Annotated in this window: 23 protein-coding genes; 4 read left to right on the forward strand and 19 right to left on the reverse strand. The window is 47.3% G+C overall.

Going from position 1 to position 18002, the window contains the following annotated elements; translation table 11 throughout:
- Positions 1-2 precede the first annotated feature (2 nt).
- From ACFPK9_RS08725 to ACFPK9_RS08805, 17 genes are all read right to left on the reverse strand, one after another.
- Entirely contained in the window at positions 3-872 is an 870-nt protein-coding gene (locus ACFPK9_RS08725; protein ID WP_377094471.1) for a hypothetical protein, read from the reverse strand.
- Positions 873-875: 3 nt separating this feature from the next.
- Positions 876-1553: an FkbM family methyltransferase gene (locus ACFPK9_RS08730; RefSeq protein ID WP_377094472.1), complete on the reverse strand. Its 678-nt coding sequence runs from the start codon at positions 1551-1553 to the stop codon at positions 876-878.
- A complete protein-coding gene (locus ACFPK9_RS08735; protein ID WP_377094473.1) occupies positions 1537-2853 on the reverse strand; it encodes a flippase in 1317 nt (438 codons plus the stop codon). Before ACFPK9_RS08735 ends, ACFPK9_RS08730 begins: the two co-directional genes overlap by 17 nt.
- 10 nt (positions 2854-2863) lie before the next feature.
- Positions 2864-3652 carry a WecB/TagA/CpsF family glycosyltransferase gene (locus ACFPK9_RS08740; RefSeq protein ID WP_377094474.1) on the reverse strand — a complete coding sequence of 263 codons (789 nt, stop codon included), beginning with the start codon at positions 3650-3652 and terminating at the stop codon, positions 2864-2866.
- A 14-nt stretch (positions 3653-3666) separates the two neighbouring features.
- On the reverse strand, positions 3667-4602 hold the full coding sequence (locus ACFPK9_RS08745) for a UDP-glucuronic acid decarboxylase family protein (protein ID WP_377094475.1): 936 nt from the start codon (positions 4600-4602) through the stop codon (positions 3667-3669).
- An 11-nt stretch (positions 4603-4613) separates the two neighbouring features.
- Positions 4614-5801, reverse strand: a complete 1188-nt coding sequence (locus ACFPK9_RS08750) for a DegT/DnrJ/EryC1/StrS family aminotransferase (RefSeq protein ID WP_377094476.1) — start codon at positions 5799-5801, stop codon at positions 4614-4616.
- Positions 5802-5830: 29 nt separating this feature from the next.
- Positions 5831-6403 (reverse strand): PEP-CTERM sorting domain-containing protein, encoded by a 573-nt coding sequence (locus ACFPK9_RS08755; RefSeq protein ID WP_377094477.1) that lies wholly within the window; start codon positions 6401-6403, stop codon positions 5831-5833.
- 111 nt (positions 6404-6514) lie between these two features.
- The gene (gene cysN / locus ACFPK9_RS08760) at positions 6515-7759 is read right to left on the reverse strand and encodes a sulfate adenylyltransferase subunit CysN (protein WP_377094479.1); all 1245 of its coding nucleotides are present in this window, start codon (positions 7757-7759) and stop codon (positions 6515-6517) included.
- A gap of 56 nt (positions 7760-7815) precedes the next feature.
- Positions 7816-8043, reverse strand: a complete 228-nt coding sequence (locus ACFPK9_RS08765; RefSeq protein WP_377094480.1) for a four helix bundle protein — start codon at positions 8041-8043, stop codon at positions 7816-7818.
- The gene (locus ACFPK9_RS08770; protein ID WP_377094481.1) at positions 7991-8161 is read right to left on the reverse strand and encodes a four helix bundle protein; all 171 of its coding nucleotides are present in this window, start codon (positions 8159-8161) and stop codon (positions 7991-7993) included. Before ACFPK9_RS08770 ends, ACFPK9_RS08765 begins: the two co-directional genes overlap by 53 nt.
- A 61-nt stretch (positions 8162-8222) precedes the next feature.
- Positions 8223-9128: a sulfate adenylyltransferase subunit CysD gene (cysD, locus tag ACFPK9_RS08775; protein ID WP_377094482.1), complete on the reverse strand. Its 906-nt coding sequence runs from the start codon at positions 9126-9128 to the stop codon at positions 8223-8225.
- A gap of 7 nt (positions 9129-9135) precedes the next feature.
- Positions 9136-9732 carry an adenylyl-sulfate kinase gene (gene cysC, locus ACFPK9_RS08780; RefSeq protein ID WP_377094484.1) on the reverse strand — a complete coding sequence of 199 codons (597 nt, stop codon included), beginning with the start codon at positions 9730-9732 and terminating at the stop codon, positions 9136-9138.
- Positions 9729-9977 (reverse strand): DUF2061 domain-containing protein, encoded by a 249-nt coding sequence (locus ACFPK9_RS08785; RefSeq protein ID WP_377094486.1) that lies wholly within the window; start codon positions 9975-9977, stop codon positions 9729-9731. Before ACFPK9_RS08785 ends, cysC begins: the two co-directional genes overlap by 4 nt.
- A 264-nt stretch (positions 9978-10241) precedes the next feature.
- The gene (gene nusG / locus ACFPK9_RS08790) at positions 10242-10772 is read right to left on the reverse strand and encodes a transcription termination/antitermination protein NusG (protein ID WP_377094487.1); all 531 of its coding nucleotides are present in this window, start codon (positions 10770-10772) and stop codon (positions 10242-10244) included.
- Positions 10772-11248, reverse strand: coding sequence for a GbsR/MarR family transcriptional regulator (locus tag ACFPK9_RS08795; RefSeq protein ID WP_377094488.1), 477 nt, complete (start codon positions 11246-11248; stop codon positions 10772-10774). The genes nusG and ACFPK9_RS08795 overlap by 1 nt, the downstream gene beginning before the upstream one ends.
- 62 nt (positions 11249-11310) lie before the next feature.
- Complete coding sequence (locus tag ACFPK9_RS08800) at positions 11311-11460, reverse strand: hypothetical protein (RefSeq protein WP_377094489.1); 150 nt, start codon at positions 11458-11460, stop codon at positions 11311-11313.
- Between the two features lie 107 nt (positions 11461-11567).
- Positions 11568-11690 (reverse strand): hypothetical protein, encoded by a 123-nt coding sequence (locus ACFPK9_RS08805; protein ID WP_377094490.1) that lies wholly within the window; start codon positions 11688-11690, stop codon positions 11568-11570.
- A gap of 575 nt (positions 11691-12265) precedes the next feature.
- On the opposite strand from ACFPK9_RS08805, the gene ACFPK9_RS08810 reads away from it, so the two are divergent.
- The 3 genes from ACFPK9_RS08810 to ACFPK9_RS08820 all read left to right on the forward strand — a co-directional run bounded on the left by ACFPK9_RS08810 (position 12266) and on the right by ACFPK9_RS08820 (position 14748).
- Positions 12266-13267: an aspartate-semialdehyde dehydrogenase gene (locus ACFPK9_RS08810; protein WP_377096596.1), complete on the forward strand. Its 1002-nt coding sequence runs from the start codon at positions 12266-12268 to the stop codon at positions 13265-13267.
- Positions 13268-13347: 80 nt separating this feature from the next.
- Positions 13348-14232, forward strand: coding sequence for a polyprenyl synthetase family protein (locus ACFPK9_RS08815; protein ID WP_377094491.1), 885 nt, complete (start codon positions 13348-13350; stop codon positions 14230-14232).
- Between the two features lie 42 nt (positions 14233-14274).
- Complete coding sequence (locus tag ACFPK9_RS08820) at positions 14275-14748, forward strand: hypothetical protein (protein WP_377094492.1); 474 nt, start codon at positions 14275-14277, stop codon at positions 14746-14748.
- Positions 14749-14806: 58 nt separating this feature from the next.
- Here the strand turns inward: ACFPK9_RS08820 and ACFPK9_RS08825 are convergent, their stop codons facing one another.
- Both ACFPK9_RS08825 and pabB read right to left on the reverse strand, forming a co-directional pair.
- On the reverse strand, positions 14807-15421 hold the full coding sequence (locus ACFPK9_RS08825; protein WP_377094493.1) for a YdcF family protein: 615 nt from the start codon (positions 15419-15421) through the stop codon (positions 14807-14809).
- 54 nt (positions 15422-15475) lie between these two features.
- On the reverse strand, positions 15476-16696 hold the full coding sequence (pabB, locus tag ACFPK9_RS08830; RefSeq protein WP_377094495.1) for an aminodeoxychorismate synthase component I: 1221 nt from the start codon (positions 16694-16696) through the stop codon (positions 15476-15478).
- Positions 16697-16835: 139 nt separating this feature from the next.
- Here pabB and ACFPK9_RS08835 point away from each other — a divergent pair, with 139 nt between their 5' ends.
- Positions 16836-17993 (forward strand): tetratricopeptide repeat protein, encoded by a 1158-nt coding sequence (locus ACFPK9_RS08835; protein WP_377094496.1) that lies wholly within the window; start codon positions 16836-16838, stop codon positions 17991-17993.
- The last annotated feature ends 9 nt before the right edge of the window (positions 17994-18002 follow it).

Genomic DNA, 18002 nt, shown 5'->3' on the forward strand with positions numbered 1-18002 from the left:
TTTTATTTCAATACCTTGCTTAAGAAGGATTCCCCTGTGATACAATACTCTACCCTCTTCCAGTCTATCGCATTCCTGCTACTCTCATACTCTATAAGAGTACGCTCTGTACAATCACCCCAATTGTCTAGCAGTACTAAAGGAAACCCAGCTTCCGCCAAATCTTCGAAGCAAGGATTTCTTGTCACTATAGGCACGGTATTCGCCAACCAGGCCTCAGCTAGCTTCGGAGCTTGCACTCCTTGACCAGCTGGGGCGATGAGGTATTTTACATCTACTAACCGTTTCCAATACTCTTGAGGATTCAATAACTCTCTTGATATCCACGAAGCTTTATTCACAAATTCCACTGCACTCTTCCTATCATCTAATTCTTCATCAAGATGCTTCCAAATCCCTCCCCACGCTGCGAGAACTCCTTGCTTTTTCAATGATGAATCACTTAATCTACCTAATTGGGATTCAATAAATTTTTCGCCTACACGATGCACATAATAAGATATCAACCCCATAGAAAACGATTTTATAGTGTCGTGATACACATCTTTTGCTTCATAATAAATCGTGTTATTTTGAATTATAACAGGGTCTATGACCTCTAAAAAAACGCTTAGATTAGTATCTTCTCCCGCAACTATAATGGTGCAATCACGTAAAAAACTACTACATAAGTTTAATAATTTAAATGTTTTAGAGTTTGCCAAACATAGTATGTTTTTTGGTGATCTATTATAGATTCTTGAAGCTCTAATACTATCTGGCCACCACAGCACCAAATCAAAATGCTTAAACACAGGAGGCAGTTCATATTTATTAAACTGCGGACGCTTAGGTTTATACCTCAAATGAAGATATGTATCCAATAAACTCATAAATTAGCCTTTAAATAGATAATCATGATGAGTGCATTTTTCTAGAAAGGTGTAATTATTTTCCTCAAGTAATGCACGTACATCAGAAAATAGAGAAGTTTCTACAAGAATATAACTTGGACGATGTCTAGAAAAATCTATTCCCTTTAAAACTTGCAATTCAAACCCTTCCACATCCAAACTAAAAAGATCCACCTTCTCCATGCCATCTATACCATCCAACAAGCTCGATAATGGTTGAGCAGGCACCTGTGAGAATGGAGATTTTGATAAGTTCTGCAATTTTCGCCCCCGCTCAAGATGCCTCTCTTGAGCGGGAGTCAAAGAATCACCGTGTTGAATAACGGACATCAAACTAGAATCATGAATGGTCACATTCGTTCCTTTGAAATCAAAACCAACCAAAGCTCGTTGTACCACCATAGCTCTAGGTCTATTCCAGACACATTCTTTATATAATCTCTCGATAGGTTCAATTAGCAAACCTCGCCATCCCTTTACTACTTCCAAGTAATATGTATTACTTTGTGAAATACCATTATTAGCTCCTACCTCAATAAACACACCATTATTAATATCTAGATGCTTCTCAATAACATCATCTAATTTATTTAAAGATTTTCTAGGATTATACTTCAAAAGGTACTTTAACCTGTTCAACAATCTATCTTTTAACTTCATGAAACGATCTCTTTATTTTCGGATATGTTAAAAATAACGACTTAATTTGCCCTATAAACAATTCTTCCTTCTTGAAAAAAAACGAAGCCCCAACAGCTGAGACATAATAGGACACAACAGAGGCAATTGCAGCGCCAGTAATACCGTATAGTGGAATGAAGATCCAATTCAGTACAAAATTACAAACAAGACCCAACACACTAGTAAAAAGTATAAACCGATACTCACCGTGATGCACTAAGTAGAGAGATCTCGCTAAACCAAGCGCAACCGCAGGAACGCCAAGAGCCAAGATCATTAATATAGTAACCGAGGCTAAATATTCATCACCATACACTACGGGGATAAAAAATGGAGCCACACTCATAAGACCTGCCCCAATAACAACTCCAAATAAAGAGAATAGCGTAAAAACAGAGCTTAAGAATCCATCTTCACTATTAGCTGCAAGTACTTGATACACCTTCTTTGACATAGTCTTAGCTAGTGCAGTAGGAACAAAATATGCTGCGCTAACTAGCGCACTCGCGACTGCATAGAAACCCACGTCCTGTGTTTTCATAAAATATCCAATCATCAAAATATCTGATTTCATATATAAAACAATAGATACGCTAGAAACCATCAAAAATGAACTCTCCTTCAATAGATTACAACCATCAATAAATGAAAACTGGAATGGAGGTATGGTTTTATTGCGATGAGAAATCCATATGAAATTAATTATTATAAATAGATTATCCAAAAGGTAAGATAGCAAAAACCATTCTAGTTCTTGTTGGGAACAAACTAAATATATTTTAAAAACAGAATTAGCGATAAGCACACAAATCTGACCTCTCATTAGATCAGCATTTTTTAAATGGGCTGTGATCAATATCTCAAATTGCCTCCAAGGAATGAGTAATATCATTCCTCCAGTGATCCACGCTAACACCGTGTTATTTATACCTTCGTCTGCAAACCATTCTCCATGATATGCCCAAAGAAACACAGCCAGCGTAAGGAATGATATTACACATTTTAAAAAAAGTCCTCCCCAAAATCGACCCGCTACAGCCTCATCAGCAACCGATACATTTTTGATTAAAATATTTTTAGTCCCAAACTCAATAAATGGGGCTATCATTGCAACTAAGGCTATAATGAATGAAATGATTCCGAAATTAGCGGCCCCTAAATAGCGAGCCACATAAGCACCCACAAGGATACCAGCAATTAAACGCAATGCATAAATGAGAACTTGTGAAGAAAAGTCAAATGCTTGGTGCCCTCTAAGTATTTTTAGTAGTTGCGTCACTCTATGGAATTCATTTGTTGAACTGGTACCACACAAACAGCCCATTATACTTAAAATACCGCTTAGATAGCCTCCTCGGCTCTTTGCATAATCTGTAAAACCATTCCATCCCAATTCTCTGCATCCAGCACGGAGCTTGGTCCACTTCTCCAGCATGGAAGGCAAACGCCGCTCCAATACCAAAGTAACACCCTGGAGGTAATTGTTCTTTATATTTTGCGATCCAGCGCTCTTGTTTCGGACAGCCTAATCCTACCCAAATCAAATTCGCACCAGATGCTACAATATTCTCTCTGATTTTCTCGAACTCCTCTTCCGGCCAATCACCAAAAGGTGGCGAGTAGCTCCCCGCGATATGGCTCCCTGGATATTGCTCTTCAAACCTGCGGTGAAGTTTCTCCAAAGTACTCTGCGCTCCTCCCAAGAAAAAGTGCTTTAAATCCGGCTGTCCTTCAGACGCCTCAATGGTTTTCAACATCAAGGTCGGCCCATACACTCGATCCGTCAGCTTCTCCGGGCTTTCTTCTTTTTCCTTTTTCCTTTTTCCTAAGCACCTATTGATCGCCCACACCAGCGGCATCCCATCGGGACAAATGAGGTCAAATTGAGCCATCACCTCACCAAATTCTTGCTCGTGTCTTGCTAATGCGGCCACATGCGTATTCGCCGCCTCAATCGCATAAGCTCGATCAGCTGCAAGCGCGCGATCAAATATCCAATCAATCGCAGAACTGTAATCTGTCACCGCCACTGGCAAGCCAATGACATCAACAGTCTGAAATGGTGTGAATTCTCCCAATGGTAAACAATCACTTAGGATTTACTCAACAACTCCCTAAAATACTTAATCGTCAGATCCAGCCCATTGTCTAAGGATACACTTGGCTCCCAGCCCAACTTCTCCTGCGCCAGACCAATATCCGGCTGACGTTGCTTCGGGTCATCGCCTGGTAGTGCGTGGAAAGTTAGCTTTGAAGGACCCCCGACTTTCGCCAAAACCTGTTCCGCCAGCTCCAGCATCGTAAATTCTCCGGGATTACCAATATTCACTGGACCGACAATCTCATTCTGGTCCATCAAGCGCACAAAGCCTTCAATCAGATCATCGACATAACAAAACGAACGAGTCTGTGAGCCGTCTCCATAGATCGTAATATCCTCTCCGCGCAGCGCCTGAACAATAAAGTTAGAAACCACTCTGCCATCATCAGGATTCATCCGTGGCCCATAAGTGTTAAAAATTCTCACAATCCGAATATCGACCCCATTCTGCCGGTGGTAGTCGTAAAATAAAGTCTCCGCCGCGCGTTTCCCTTCATCGTAACAAGAACGAATCCCAATCGGGTTCACGTTCCCCCAGTATTCCTCAGGTTGCGGGTGCACATGCGGGTCACCATACACTTCAGAAGTAGATGCCTGAAACACGCGCGCTCCAGTACGTTTCGCCAAGCCTAAGGAATTAATCGCCCCCATCACCGAGGTCTTTATCGTTTTGATTGGATTGTGCTGATAATGCGGCGGCGATGCAGGACACGCTAAATTATAAATTTGATCCACCTCAGCCTTGAATGGGTCAATCACATCATGGCGCATCAGCTCAAAGTTCGCATTGTCCATCAAATGCACGATGTTCCGCTTAAATCCCGTAAAATAATTATCGAGGCAAATGACTTCATGACCCTCTTTTAATAGCCTCTCACATAAATGAGACCCTAAAAATCCAGCTCCTCCTGTAACTAATATGCGCATGATGAAAGATACTAGACCTTAGATGTTAAGAAAGCTTGAACTGCTGAGATCACTTCATCTTTCTGCCCTTGAGTCAACTCCGGGTAGATCGGAATACTAATCACTTCCTGAGCCAGCTGCTCACATACTGGAAGTGCATGCTTCGGTATATCCGCAAAACACTCCTGCTGGTGCAGTGGCACCGGATAATACGTATCACAGCCAATTCCTTTTTCCGTGAGATGCTCGCGAAATGCATCGCGCTGTCCATCTAACACGCGAATCGTAAATTGATTCCAAATGTGTTCATTGTGATCATAGGCCACAGGAAGCACCAACTTCGCAGCATCGGCTTGATATTTCAGAGTTTGTGACTCCAAGCATCCACAATCTTCTTGTTGTGCCTGTACCACACCCTCTAACTGCAACAACTTTTCGGTATAATACTGCGCGTTCGCTTGGCGCTTTTCGGTATAGCCCGTGTATTCACGCAGCTTGACTCTGAGCAAAGCTGCTTGCAGCGCATCGCAACGGAAATTCCCCCCCACGTACTTGTGGTAGTACTTCGGATTCATCCCGTGGTTACGCAGCATCAGTGCCATTTCAGCTAAAGAATCATTGTTGGTGACGAGCATTCCACCGTCCCCGAAGCCGCCAAGGTTCTTCGATGGAAAAAACGAATACGCGCCAAAGTCACCAATCGAGCCAACGCTTTTTCCTTTATACTTCGCACCGATCGCCTGCGCTCCATCCTCGATCACTTTGAGAGAATGTTCCGCCGCAAAACTCATCACTGCATCCATGTCAGCCGCTTGACCAAAAAGATGCACTGGCACAATGGCCTTAGTTTTTGCCGTACGCTTCTTTGCCGCATCCTCAAGGTCGATGTTGAAACACACCGGACAGCTATCAACAAATACCGGAGTCGCTCCGGTACGAGCAATGCAACCCGCTGTCGCGAAAAAAGTAAACGATGGACAAAGCACCTCATCCCCCTCGCCAATCCCAAGCGCCATAAGGGCTAACAAAATGGCATCAGTGCCAGACGAAACCGAGAGAGCGTGCTTAACGCCGACCATCTCAGCAACTTCGCGCTCGAAGGCTTCCATTTCTTCTCCCATGATAAAGCGACCCGATTGCAAAACACGATCAAAGGTCGCTCTGAGTTCATCTTGGAGTGGGAGATTCTGTGCGTTGACGTCGAGAAGTGGTACTGGCATTGAATAAATGTGAGATTAAAACTTACCCATTAGGAAAGCATCCTAATACGATGTGTTCTTTTACGACGAGAAAGCAGGGCAAGTCCACCCATACCTAATAAAAGTGTAGAAGAAGGTTCTGGTATGGCTGTGATCGAGAGAGAATCAAAACTCACACCATTTCCAGATATATGCTCGATCTCAAAAACATCGCTAGCTGTAAACGAGAGGTTCGGCAGTACTGAATTTGCCGAATAAATTAGTCCTCCCGCACCATTTTTAGTGACCCTAAAGGAGTCAGAACCCCCTACAGAAGAAAAGTTAAGAGCTTCCAACACTCCCGATGTATCGAAGCTAAAAAGTAGTACTTCAGCTCCAGCATCTCCATCGATTTGAGCGGTATCATCACCAGCTCCTGCATGATTTATGCCAAAATTACTCGTAGTCTGGTTTAATACACCACTGGGTGAAGATAAACTCAAGATCACTCCATCAACTTCATAACTTCCAGCTTCAATACTTGAGGTATAAGCTGTATCTCGGAGATCAAACAAAATTCCTGCAGCCTGAACATTTGTCCACAAGGCCGCACCAACAATGAATACACACACTTTTGCTTTCATTGCGAACCATCATAACAATCTGCATTTAAATGGCTAGAAATTTCATCATCGGCACCCCCCTAAACAGAGGGAGTAAGCCCGTTAGAACATTCTCTAACGGGCTTTAAAATATTAAACAATCATACCAGCGGCAACCGTTTCGTTGGTGCCCGCATCGATGAGAATGAAAGAACCCGTGTGACGATTCTTAGTGTATGGGTCGATGTGAAGGGCCTTCGCTGTGCGGAGCTTGATACGACCAATGTCGTTCATGCTGAGTGTCTGCACATCTTCTTGTTTGTGGAAGGTATTCACGTCGACTTGGTAATCAAGCTCTTGAATCATCGCCTTCGTCTCCTGTTCGGTGTGACGGATGATATACTTTCCACGCACAGTAAGTGGACGCTCGGAGAACCAACAAACCATTGCTTCGACATCTTGAGTCGATACTGGTGGGTTGTTCGCCTTCACGATCATGTCGCCGCGCGAAATGTCGATTTCGTCGTCGAGAGTGATCGTTACAGACTGCGGTGCGAATGCTTCTTCGAGCTCACCATCGGCAGTGTGGATTGATTTCACAATGCTCTTGAAACCAGAAGGGAGTGCGAGAACTTCATCACCTGGTTTGAATACGCCACCAGCTACGCGACCAGCGAATCCGCGGAAGTCATGCCACTCATTAGAATGCGGACGGATCACCCACTGCACTGGAAAACGCGCTTCGACGTGGTTTTCACCACCGCCAACGTACACGTTCTCAAGATGGTATAGAAGACTGCCACCTTCGTACCAAGGCATGTTTTCAGACTTATCGACCACGTTGTCACCGCGAAGCGCAGAGATTGGAATCGTGGTGATTTCAACGAGATTACCGAGTCGGCTCGCGAGCTCGCGGTATTCAGCAACGATTTCATTGTAGCGCTCTTCTGAGTACTCAACGAGATCCATCTTGTTCACCGCAACAACCACGTGCTGGATGCGAAGAAGGTTAGCGATGAATGTGTGACGCTTAGTTTGCTCGATCACGCCTTTACGCGCATCGATGAGAATAATTGCCATGTCCGCCGTGGACGCGCCAGTCACCATGTTACGTGTGTACTGTGTGTGACCTGGAGTATCTGCGATGATGAACTTGCGCTTCGGTGTCGCGAAATAGCGATAAGCTACATCGATGGTGATACCTTGTTCGCGCTCAGCTTTAAGGCCGTCGGTGAGAAGAGCGAGGTTCACTTCTTCATCACCACGCTTCTTAGAGCTAGTTTCAACAGCTTCAAGCTGGTCTTCGAAAATTGACTTGGAATCGTAGAGCAAGCGACCGATGAGTGTGGATTTACCGTCATCAACGGAACCTGCTGTGGTAAAACGTAAAAGATCCATAATTATAAGAGTTTAGATATTAGACTGCACGCTGTGCGTGCGGAGAGGAGTTAGTATTATTGTAGTCGTTTGATAAGAGCTTCGATCATTGAAGAGATTTCCATGCTTTCCTTCTTCAAATAAGATGCAGTCTCCTTCGGAAGAATATTTAAATTGGAGGCTACAGAAGCTTGGGTGAAGAGTTCTGCGATAGAACCTTTGGCATATCCCAGAAAACGAATGGAATCTGGATTACTCTTCCTTTCCGATCGCTTCCGCGATATTCGATGGGATAGAAAGAGCACTGCGTACCATTTGAGATTTCAGCTCGTATTCTGTTGATCCTTTAAATGCGGCGTAAGTTTTTTCAGTCAGCACACAACCTCGTTTCCAGATCTCTAGATTTTGAAAATTATGTGCCATTTTCTAAATGCTTACAGGCAATGCCGATCTCTCTTCATTCTTCTAACAAGCAAAGCTTGTTCTAAAAGTAACCTTCTTTTTTGCGGTCTTCCATGGAGGTTTCAGAGCGCTTATCATCAGCACGGTTACCGCGCTCAGTCTGACGTGCTGCTGCAACCTCTTCAATAATGCCATCAAATTCGGTTGCTGTAGATTCTACTGCGCCAGTGATGGTCGCATCACCCATGGTACGGAAACGAATGCTCTTCTTCTCGACTACTTCACCTTCGCGAGGAGAAACGAACTCAGAGATCGCAAGGATGGTGCCATTACGAGTAATACACTCACGCTCCGCTGCGAAATAGAGGCTTGGAAGATCGATGTTCTCAGCCTTGATGTACTGCCAGATGTCCATCTCTGTCCAGTTAGAGAGCGGGAATACACGGAAGTGCTCGCCCTGCTGTTTGCGGCCATTGAAAAGATTCCAGAGCTCTGGGCGCTGGTTTTTCGGATCCCACTGACCGAAGTCGTCACGGTGTGAGAAGAAACGCTCTTTCGCACGTGCTTTTTCTTCATCTCGGCGTCCACCGCCGAGACAGGCGTCAAAATTGTGCTCCTCAATAGTATCAAGAAGCGTGATCGTCTGTAACGCGTTACGGCTCGCATCTGGACCAGTCTCTTCCTGCACACGACCTTCGTCGATGGACTTCTGCACAGAGCCTATCACAAGACGTGCGCCGATCTTATCCGCATAAAAATCGCGGAATTCGATGGTTTCAGGGAAATTGTGTCCAGTGTCTACGTGCACCAATGGAAATGGAATACGCGCAGGGTGGAATGCTTTGTACGCAAGATGCGCCATCACGATAGAATCCTTACCTCCAGAAAAAAGGAGACCCGGATTTTCGAACTGTGCCGCTGTCTCACGGAGAACGTAGATCGCTTCCGCTTCAAGCTGCTTAAGGTGACTCAAATTATAATTAGACATATTCTTTTTAGTTCTGAGAAATTTGGGGAGAGATTACTTCCAGGAGAAGCGCCAAGCTCTCTTCAACACTTTGGTTTTCGGTTTCGATCACTAGATCGGCATTGTTTGGTTCTTCAAATGAAGAAGATTTTCCAGAGAAGTTCGCAACCTTACCGTCCTTCACTTTCGCGTAAAGCCCTTTCACGTCTCGCTCCTGACAAGCTTCGAATGACGCCTTCACATAGACCTCGAGGTATTGATCATTTCCAAGTATCTCACGCACTTGGTCGCGAAAAATGTTCTGCGGTGTGATCAATGACACTAAGACAATCGCTCCGTTATGACGGAGGATCTTCGCAAGCTCTGCAGCCCGGCGGATATTTTCCTTGCGGTCTTCATCCGTAAAGCCAAGTCCTGCATTGAGACCGCTACGAAGGTTGTCGCCATCGAGCATCGTCACATAGCGGCCCTCAGCGTGCAGCGCTTGTTCCGCAGCATTTGCGATCGTTGATTTTCCCGAACCCGAAAGCCCGTACATCCACACTACCAAACCGCGTTGACCAAGAAGCTCCTCTTTCGCCGACTGTGGTAGCTGGCGCTCGTACTCTGGATAGATATTACTCATGCTTCTGCTTTGCTAAATTTTGCTTTCCAAATCGCACTTTGTCTCGGCAGCCACTGCCAGAAGCGCTCGTGCATATAATAAATGAAAAATTTCAAAAAGAACTCAACCGCCGCAATCTTGCCAGCCATCTCAGTTTCTCCAGTCCACAACCATGCAATCAGATAAGTAGTCAACGTTGCCAAACAACGCCAAGTGATACCTTTAATCACACTTTTTCTTTTGCTGTCTCCTTGGGGTTCGCTCATGACGCCGACGGCTTTAAGCTTGCCCCTTCATTTTGGCAAGAATTATTTCATTGTTAACTTACCAAGTTTACTAATGATTAGGTGTGGTGATACTCCAAAGACGCTGCCGCCCTTGGTCGATCCAGCGTTTTCTACCAGAAACCTTCAGAGCATTTTTTGTGAATTTTTTCGACCTAACCGCATTATCCAACGATCAATCAGATGAAAAACAACAGGATTAGAAAAAAGTTCAATTAAAAATGAACAAAGTTGAACCCCACCGAGTTAACTCGCATCATCAGGCCTCCCAGGCAGCAATAAAGAGTAAATATCCAGCTCCACTTCGCGCTCTCCACCGATAAATTCGACTAACAACCGCACACGCTCGCGCGCCGGCAACACTTCAACCACTTCGCCCATTTCCCCCATCAAAGGGCCACCCGCAATCTCATAACTCTCCCCCGCCTCCACGCTATGCGCAATTTCCACTTCCTCAGTATCGCCTAATTCATCTTTCAAGCTCCGCATAAAGCTATCAGATAACGCTGGCACATAATCACCAAACTGCACCAGCGTCAGCACCCCCTGCGCATACTGCACAGCACGCCCATCTTGCGACCTATCAAAACGTGCAAAAAGGTAGCCTGGGAACATCGCCTCACTCCACCACACCTTACCCCTACGAGTCACTTTTTGATACTTCACTATAGGACAAACCACCTCAATCCCCAATGCCTCCCGCAGCGAACTCGCTGCCAAACGCTCGCGCTTCGGTTGCGAACGCACCACGTACCACGCCATTGCATCCTCACTCATTAACTCGACAATAGTTTCTGTAAAATGGGCAACAACAGCGAAGCTTTAGCACGCCACTTATCCAAACGATCTACCCGATCCTTCAAAAAAGCATCTCCTTCTTCCACTTCTTCGCGCAATACCCCAATCTTCGCCTTCGCCGAAGAAAGGTGCGGACGAATCTCCTCCCGAATAAATCCTCCCACCAAACTCTTTAGCTCAACATCAGCCTCATAATATGTTTTGCGCCCCTCTGTCAAACCACACTCACGCACTGCCCCCAATGTCCTAAGCATCTTCAAGCCCTGACTCGCTGTCCCTTTACTCACTTGCAAACGCTCCACTAAATCATCTAATGACAGCGCCTCCTCGTGAATGTACAGCAAGCCATAAATTTCACCTACCGATTTAGGCAAACCTAACACCTTCACCCCATCGGCAAATAGCGCCACTACACCCTCTTCTAATCGCGTTAAATCAGAACTCGCCTCAGCCATTACTTAAATTTAGGACAAAAAAAGAGCCGCTACTTCCAGAAGAAGTAGCGGCCTCAAAAAAATTATTTGCCGGAGTGTACAGGAATATCAGCAAATTGCGGAAGTGGTCGAAGCGGTGGAGCCTTGGCCTCACCTGTGCAACAGCCACAGGAGCTTAAAAGAACAGAACCTGCAGCAGCTGCAGCGATTGTTAGAATACGTAGTGCTTTCATAGAGTGTTATTTATTTCGCAATGCATATTGCGCGAGCAAAACATCAGCGCAAGAAAAAAGCGGGCTTCCACAGGAAAGCCCGCTTCAAATGTGTTGCTTATCAGCTATTACTTCGCTGGCATTACTGGCACTGGAGCAGGCTCAGGAGATGAACCAGCTGAACCACATGAAGATGTGAGTGCAAGACCTGCTGCAGCTGCTGCGAGTGCGATTACTTTAACGAATTTCATAATACTATTTAGTTTTTATTAGTTAGACGCCCATACGGGCATTGGTTAGACTAGCATGTCAAACATGCCATTCCATTAGACTTACATGCAACCTGCACAGCAAGAACTAAGGAAAGCGAGAGATGCTGCCGCAGCAGCATAGACGAAAGCTTTAACGAATTTCATAGATTTACTTCGCTGGAGCTACGTACACAGGTGCTGGTTCGGCATTGCTACCACATGAGGTGAGAGAAGCGAATGACACGGAGGCCGCCAATAGTGCGATAAGTTTAATGAACTTCATAAGTTTTATAGGTTAATTAAATGTACGGTTAGACAAGCCCTACAGCCATCTAACATCAAACCTAAACTAGTAAACAATCCTGCTAGATGCAAGGTCTATTCTAGTGAATTCAATCGTTTTCCTGAATATTCCCACTCACCCTCGAAAACTCAATCACCCAACCCATTCACTCGCAGCCATTTAAATCAATTAATCTTAACAAAATAAACTGACAAACTCTCCAAAGACTAGCATTGCCAAATCAAAATTCATGAGTATGTTTCCCGCCCAACTCAACCCGAGTTCTAAGACCATGAAAGAAGCTAAACACATCGCAATCGTCGGCGCCACAGGTGCCGTAGGTGAAGAAATGCTCGCTTGTCTCGACCAGCGCAACTTCCCAATCAGCGAGCTCACATTGCTCGCATCCGCACGCTCTGCAGGCAAAACCATTCCCTTTCAAGGCAAAGACATTATTGTTAAGGAACTCACTCACGATTCATTCGAAGGCGTAGACATTGCCCTCTTCGCAGCTGGTGGCGACACCTCACTCGAGTACGCTCCATCCGCCGCCAAAGCAGGCGCCATCGTCATCGACAACTCCTCCGCCTACCGCATGGACGATGAGGTCCCGCTCATCGTGCCGGAAATAAATCCAGAAGCAGCCAAGGAAGCGAAAAAAGGCATCATCGCCAACCCGAACTGTACCACCATCATTTCCTTAATGGCTCTGTTCCCGCTTCACAAGAAGTACGGACTTAAGGCGATCATAGCCTCCTCCTACCAAGCAGTTTCCGGCTCAGGTGCTCAAGGCATCGCTGAGCTCAAACAACAGTGCGAAGCACTAGCCAACGGCGGTGAAATAGTTTCCGAAGTCTACCCGACCCAAATCGCTTTCAACGTGATTCCGCAAGTCGATGTCTTCCAGCCAGACAACTACACCAAGGAAGAGCTCAAGATGCTCAACGAATCCCGCAAGATTCTCGGCGTCCCTGAACTCAAAGTCACCTGCACCTGTGTTCGTGTACCAGTCTACCGCTCCCACGCTGTCTCCATCACCGCTGTTTTTGAAAACAAACCAAGCGTGGAAGACGCACGAGCAGTCTACGCAAACTACCCAGGTGTCGACTCTAAGGACGATCCGTCGCAAAACCTCTTCCCAACGCCACTCGACACGACTCTCAAAGACGACTGTCTCGTTGGCCGCATCCGTGAGGACAAAGTCATCGACAACGCCCTCGCTCTCTGGGTAGTTGGGGACCAAGTACGCAAAGGTGCAGCGCTCAACGCTGTCCAAATCGCAGAAATTCTCTAAGAGATTCGCGAAACACGAAACTAATACTTCAAACTTAACACTACCCACTATCCCATTTTTGGGGTAGTGGGTTTCTATCTATGAGCGAGCTCAAAACTTGGCTGAAATCCCAACAAGAAATCGTCGACCGTGCGCTCGACTCACTCTTGCCATCAGAAGACACACGTCCGACCACCATTCACCAAGCCATGCGCTACAGCATGTTCGCTGGGGGTAAACGACTCCGTCCCGTCCTCTGCCTCGCTGCCGCTGAAGCCTGCTCAGGTAATATAGAAGCCGCTCTCTTTCCAGCCAGCGCAGTCGAAGTCATGCATACCTATTCCTTGGTGCACGATGACCTCCCGTGCATGGACGACGACGACCTCCGCCGCGGCCGTCCGACAGCTCACGTTGTCTATGGCGAAGGCATTGCCGTCCTCGCTGGTGACGCTCTCCTCACCGAGGCTTTCACCATCGTCGCTCAAACACCTACCACCAAGCGCTACAATGCTCGCGATTACGTCCTCGAACTATCGCAAACAGGAGGCAGCAAAAAGCTCATCGGTGGCCAAGTCCTCGACCTCGAAGGTGAAGGAAAAAACCTCAACCAAGAGCAACTCGTCCACATCCACGAGGCAAAAACCGCCGCTCTACTCTGCAGCTCACTCCGTCTCGGCGGCATGAGCGCAAACTGTTCCGCTGAACAACTTCAGGCACTCACCGACTTTGGCTACAATCTCGGCCTCGCCTTCCAAGTCATCGACGACATCCTCGATGTCACCCAAACCACCGAGCAACTCGGCAAGACGGCCGGCAAGGACGAATCGGTCGATAAATCCACTTACCCAGCTATTCTCGGTCTCGAGGAAGCAAAAGCTGAAGCCGTCCGCCTCACCCAGCTCGCCCTCGATGCTCTCAAGCCACTCGGCGAACAGGCCACACGCCTCGAGCAAATCGCACGCTACATGCTCGAGCGCGAATATTGATTCCTGCTAGACGCTAGGCACAATGTTGAGCATACTCCCACCATGCTCAAAACTTTCTTCCTCGCCACCCTACTGCTCGCCCCACTCGCCAATGCGGACGATGTCCAAGACGCGTGGCACGAACTCTCCATCGTCAGCCAAAATGCCGGCTATCACATTCACATGATGGGTGTCGATACGGGTAAACCCAATGCTAAAGACTTCGAAAAGCAACTCAGCCAAATCAATCAAAAACTCGACTTCCTTGTCGAAAAAGGCGTGCTCGTAAAAAAGCATTTTGAACTTAAATCCGAACTCAATATCCAAGACTCTGTCGTCAAATCCGTCCGTGAACTCGTCGGTAAATACGCACCGGAATACGGCATCTATGTCATTCGCGAAATGATGGATATCGGCACCCGCCAATACCTATCAGAGTTTGAAGAAAACGCACCCCTTGTGCTCGACGTCCGCCTACCCCAAGAATTCCTCAACGAACTCACTGCAATCTTAAAAAAAGAAGGCTATAAAAAATAGACATCAACACCGCACTCTCGGCCTTCCTTTTTAGAAATCCCGTATTTCACGGTGAAAATCACTCACCCACCAGGCGCCACACGTGAATGTGATACATCTCGCGTAACAAAAACTGCCACTGGCTCTTTTCTGAGCGATACATCGTAGTTCGCGTGGCAGAAGGCTTCGCCTCCACATCATGCTTCTTAGCCATCGCTAAAGCGCGCTTGAGATGCCATGGATCACTGACTAATAGCGCATTATCGAAATTCTCAGCCCGCATTAACTTCTGCGCCTCCATGATATTCTGCTCTGTCGTCTGCGACTTTTTCTCAATAAAAAGATCACGCTCCGGGATCCCATTTTCCACGCAATAATCGTAAGCCACCTCGCTCTCAGAGAATTCAGCATCCTTGCCATAACCTCCCGTCAGCACCAAGGACTTCACCCGCCCATCTTTGTAGAGTTCAATCGCGTGATCGATCCGCGCCTGAAACACCGGCGACGGCTTCGTGTGATACGCTGCCGCACCTAAAACAATCGCACAGTCAGCATTCGATCCATCATCGCTATAACCAATGTGATGAATCGACCACGCCTGCCAGCCCATGTAAGCGAGCAACAGTACAAGAATCAACGCACCGATCTTTAATCGGCGTCGCCAAGATTCAAAAAATGTCTTCTTCGTTGCCAAGGGGAAACACGTGTTCGCGGCAGCTTCTCTAGAAAAGTCACCACTGTAAACTCTCTAACTTCTCTTTTTATATTGATCCACAGCCAGCCGCATCCCCCTCGCCTTCTGTAATGTTTCCTCATACTCAGCCACTGGATTAGAATCCGCCACTATCCCAGCACCAACATGGTAGTGCAGGCTCTCGCCATCGCGCACTAATGTCCTGATCGCTATGTTAAATTGACTCTGACCATTAAATCCAAAATACCCCACCGCCCCAGTGTACAAACCACGCGATTCTTCCTCTAATTCATCAATAATCTCCATCGCCCGCTTCTTCGGAGCTCCAGTGATACTACCCCCAGGGAAACACGACTTCAGTGCCTGCACTTGACTCACGCCATCCTCTAACTGCCCTGTAACAGTAGAAACTAAGTGATACACCTGCGCGTATTTTTCTAACTTCAGCATCGCCTCCACCTGCACCGATCCAAAAGCGCAAACCTGCCCGAGATCGTTGCGCTCCAAGTCCGTAATCATCACCAGCTCAGCCACCTCCTTCTCAGATGTCCTCAACTCAAAAGCACTGCGCTGGTCCTGCGCCGGATCCTCAAATCGCGGGCGCGTCCCCTTAATTGGCCGCGTCTCCACTCTTCCATTATCAAATTTAAGAAATGTCTCGGGCGACGAAGACAGCACCTCTCTTCCTCCAAGCGCAAGATAGCTCGCCAAGGGTGCCGGAGTCACGTCTCGCAGAACTCTGTACAGCCCCCACCCACTGCCACCCTGGATCGTCGCAACGAACTGCTGGGTCAAATTTACTTGGTAAATATCTCCCGCCGCGATGTATTCCTTAATCCGCTCCACTTTGCTCATATAATCCTCCCGCTCCATCTGCGCTTCAAACACACCCAGACTCACCTCCTCTTCAGTCACATCTTTAAATTCCGTAGAAAGCTCCCCCACTTCATACCATTGGCGAGCAGCGTGCACATATACTAACATCTCCCGGTATTCGCCGAAACAATACCCACCATCGTATTCGACCCAACCACAAAGCCCTCCATTCGGCAGCTCAGACTGCGCACCATCATTCTCAGCGAGCACCTGCTCGAGCTCCGAAATATCATCCACATTTCCCCTCAACACTCGAGCTGGACGCGCCGCCACCACACTCACAATCTCACCCGCACTCTCGGGGAAATTTCCAGAACTATCAAAAAACACCAAACCGCCGAGATGCCGCAAGCCAGCAGCAACCTCCACTGGCTTCATATCCAGCTCTAGCTTTCTCATTTCAGCGCTCATCATTTCCGTGCAAAATCCATACGCCATCCACCCATTTCCTCCAATCGAATATTCACCCTAACAGCAAATCATTTAGCGAAAATCATCCTTTCCATCCCCCACCTCTCTCCTCTAGTCTGCGTTGCTCATGGGCACACCTACCCCACAATCGGCTGCAACTCGGCGTCCGACCTTCGCTTTCGCGTGCGGTCTGCTCGCCTGTATCGCCTTTGCCCAGCTACTTTCAGTAGGCATAGCCATCGCTCTTAGATCCGGTGAAACCCGCGAAGTCATCCGCTACGTCAAAGGCGATCCACTCATCGTCTCAGTCCCCACCCTCCGCGACCCCATCGAACCCAAAGGCAAGGCCGCGGAGCCACGCAGTATTGAACAAATCCTAGCCACCTACGCCAGCGATGTCGAAGTCTCCTCTGAAGCCCTCGAAACTACAACTGCCACTACAAATTCTACCCCTGTAACCTACTCACCCACACCCTCAGATTCAGAATTTTTCATCGAGGACCCGCAAGCCGAACTCCTCATCGAACAAGCAATCCAAGAACACAGCAAGGGCGACATCATGAACGCCCTCGTCAAACTCGAAGAAGCCGAATCCCTCGCCTCCGACGAACCCGCCATTTTCTACCGCAAGGCCCTACTTTTCGAGGACATGGGTCAGTGGGATCGCGCCACCGATAACTACGAAAAAATCTTCACCATGGGCCCCAGCATCGGCGTCCTCTACCACAAAGCGGCCTTCAAACTCTCTCACGGTATTAATCCAGAGGCTAACAAGCAAAACCTCCTCGTCATTGGCCACATCCTCCACCGCATTTCAGACGACAAGCTCCACGCCCGCCTTACTATCCCTATTCGCTCTGGCTCCAATAGCGACTTCGATCCCACCCACATCTCTGTCGAAGTCCACCACTACGACCTCGTCGACAATAAACGCATCGAACCCGTCCCGCCCGCCCGTGCAGATGCCAAGTCCGAACGCTGGCTCAACCCTCCCATGGACTGGGCGGATGGTGAAGAAATCGCCGAAGCTACCTACACTCTCCCTTCCGCCACTGAAGCCGACGTCCACCTCTTCGGCGAAAGAAAATATTTTGGCTACGTCGCTGAGCTCTATTACAAAAATGAACTCCTCGACCAGCAAGCGTACCCACGCAGACTACATGCTATCCATGCTGAAAAACAAAATCAGCCAAATTACGACATGCCTTTCGACTTCCCGCTCGATGAGCCATTGCCAAATATAAACCCCGACAACCCTTTGCTGCCCGCACTCCCGCGCAATTAATAAAACACC

The organism is Rubritalea spongiae (genome assembly GCF_042652385.1).
In the GTDB taxonomy this organism is placed as follows: Bacteria; Verrucomicrobiota; Verrucomicrobiia; order Verrucomicrobiales; family Akkermansiaceae; genus Rubritalea; species Rubritalea spongiae.

Coding starts and splice junctions, on each gene's coding strand:
- ACFPK9_RS08785 (WP_377094486.1), bottom strand. CDS start 9,977: ATGAGCGAACCCCAAGGAGACAGCAAAAGAAAAAGTGTGATTAAAGGT.
- ACFPK9_RS08795 (WP_377094488.1), bottom strand. CDS start 11,248: ATGGCTGAGGCGAGTTCTGATTTAACGCGATTAGAAGAGGGTGTAGTG.
- ACFPK9_RS08820 (WP_377094492.1), top strand. CDS start 14,275: ATGCTCAAAACTTTCTTCCTCGCCACCCTACTGCTCGCCCCACTCGCC.
- ACFPK9_RS08730 (WP_377094472.1), bottom strand. CDS start 1,553: ATGAAGTTAAAAGATAGATTGTTGAACAGGTTAAAGTACCTTTTGAAG.
- ACFPK9_RS08835 (WP_377094496.1), top strand. CDS start 16,836: ATGGGCACACCTACCCCACAATCGGCTGCAACTCGGCGTCCGACCTTC.
- cysN (WP_377094479.1), bottom strand. CDS start 7,759: ATGGATCTTTTACGTTTTACCACAGCAGGTTCCGTTGATGACGGTAAA.
- ACFPK9_RS08750 (WP_377094476.1), bottom strand. CDS start 5,801: ATGCCAGTACCACTTCTCGACGTCAACGCACAGAATCTCCCACTCCAA.
- ACFPK9_RS08805 (WP_377094490.1), bottom strand. CDS start 11,690: ATGAAATTCGTTAAAGTAATCGCACTCGCAGCAGCTGCAGCAGGTCTT.
- ACFPK9_RS08725 (WP_377094471.1), bottom strand. CDS start 872: ATGAGTTTATTGGATACATATCTTCATTTGAGGTATAAACCTAAGCGT.
- ACFPK9_RS08770 (WP_377094481.1), bottom strand. CDS start 8,161: ATGGCACATAATTTTCAAAATCTAGAGATCTGGAAACGAGGTTGTGTG.
- nusG (WP_377094487.1), bottom strand. CDS start 10,772: ATGAGTGAGGATGCAATGGCGTGGTACGTGGTGCGTTCGCAACCGAAG.
- ACFPK9_RS08745 (WP_377094475.1), bottom strand. CDS start 4,602: ATGCGCATATTAGTTACAGGAGGAGCTGGATTTTTAGGGTCTCATTTA.
- ACFPK9_RS08810 (WP_377096596.1), top strand. CDS start 12,266: ATGAAAGAAGCTAAACACATCGCAATCGTCGGCGCCACAGGTGCCGTA.
- ACFPK9_RS08800 (WP_377094489.1), bottom strand. CDS start 11,460: ATGAAAGCACTACGTATTCTAACAATCGCTGCAGCTGCTGCAGGTTCT.
- pabB (WP_377094495.1), bottom strand. CDS start 16,696: ATGAGAAAGCTAGAGCTGGATATGAAGCCAGTGGAGGTTGCTGCTGGC.
- ACFPK9_RS08755 (WP_377094477.1), bottom strand. CDS start 6,403: ATGAAAGCAAAAGTGTGTGTATTCATTGTTGGTGCGGCCTTGTGGACA.
- cysC (WP_377094484.1), bottom strand. CDS start 9,732: ATGAGTAATATCTATCCAGAGTACGAGCGCCAGCTACCACAGTCGGCG.
- cysD (WP_377094482.1), bottom strand. CDS start 9,128: ATGTCTAATTATAATTTGAGTCACCTTAAGCAGCTTGAAGCGGAAGCG.
- ACFPK9_RS08815 (WP_377094491.1), top strand. CDS start 13,348: ATGAGCGAGCTCAAAACTTGGCTGAAATCCCAACAAGAAATCGTCGAC.